Source organism: Arachidicoccus sp., assembly GCF_050436765.1.
Classification (GTDB): domain Bacteria; phylum Bacteroidota; class Bacteroidia; order Chitinophagales; family Chitinophagaceae; genus Arachidicoccus.
In genome coordinates this window covers 1-1,365 of sequence record NZ_JBNQGD010000264.1, presented here as the reverse complement: position 1 = coordinate 1,365, position 1,365 = coordinate 1, and the positions used below count along the sequence as shown (strand labels likewise).

General features: G+C 32.8%; 1 protein-coding gene. It reads right to left on the bottom strand.

Going from position 1 to position 1,365, the window contains the following annotated elements:
- On the bottom strand, nucleotides 1-794 hold a 794-nt coding region (locus tag ACQR30_RS11575; RefSeq protein WP_429735229.1), incomplete at its 3' end, for a GntR family transcriptional regulator.
- Nucleotides 795-1,365: the final 571 nt, after the last annotated feature.

The following is a 1,365-nucleotide window of genomic DNA, read 5'->3' as shown; positions in this document are numbered from 1 at the left end:
AAACTAATATATACAGCATGTTTTTCTATTTGAACTGTTTGAATATTGTTTAATATCCCATAATCAAAAGCATAGTCTTGGCAGAATCTCGAAAACCCTTTCAATATTGTATTTGGGTGATAGGTATATTCCGGGAAGATGATATTTAACTTGTTATATTTTTTAAGCTGTTCAATTGCCTTAGAAAGAGTGCCATAAATATTGCGCTCAAAATCTTCATATATAGCCCCATAACTGCCGACAATATTATTAAGTAACTGACTCATTAAAATGAGTTTTCCCTCTGGAATGGATTGATTGATTATCTCATAAGCCTTTTCGTTATCATCCATGAAATGCGGGATAATTACATAGTAGGAATATTCTATTTTTCTTCTTGTAAGTAGTTTTTTGAAAAGCGAGAAATCATTATTGTAAATATAAAAATCGATGATCACATTATTTCCCAGTGCATTAGCAAAGGCATCGTAAATAATTTTTTTATGGACACTTAATTTATTGAAGATCAAAAAAATTTTAATTTGCCCTTTCGTATTTGTCTTTTGAACGAAATACCCCTTACCAGGCACCGAATTGATAAAGCCTCTTTCTTTTAAATGTCTATAGGCTTTTTCAACCGTATTACGGCTGAGATCCAATTCATAAGAGATATTGTTAATCGAAGGCAGAATATAAGCATCTTCAATTGTTCCATCTTCAATACGCTTTGAGATGGAATTCGCCAACTGAATATATTTTGGAGTAATAGAGTAATTGTCAAACTCTATCGTATTATAAATATTTTCTGAATGCATAGCGAAAGGAATTTATTGTAGAAGGATTAATAATTACCACAACTTAAAAATTGTCATTAGAGGAAATTCCTAAGATGAAGTCCTTTATTGCTTAATCAAGCACTTAATTTACCCTCATAATCAATAAATCAGAAAGCCGATCGCGAGGTAAGCAAATAAAATCCCTATAGATGATTCCAAATGATCATTCGCCATAAAGTAAACCAAACTTTAAAAAACCCCATCTATTTATCAGTACCTGAACTACACTAAAACCTCTATTCATTTAATGGCAATTCCTCGCTAATCCTATTTTTTAACCGCAACGTCATAACTTTCATTTGAACTATTCACGGGCATACTTGTTTTATTTGCGCAGCATTATTAATTTAACCGCAAAAGACTGCCCTTCAGGGAATGCAGGTTAATTCCCTTTTAGCGTTTTGTTATATATTTTATGTATTGGCAGCTCGACTGAAGAGCCGGCCAGGGCCTTGGGTTCCCTATTTTTTAATGATCAACCTTATGAAGTCGCAAGCAGATTCTTTAGTAACTTTTTAATGATTAGGCACCTGGACTTGCCTTTACCAAC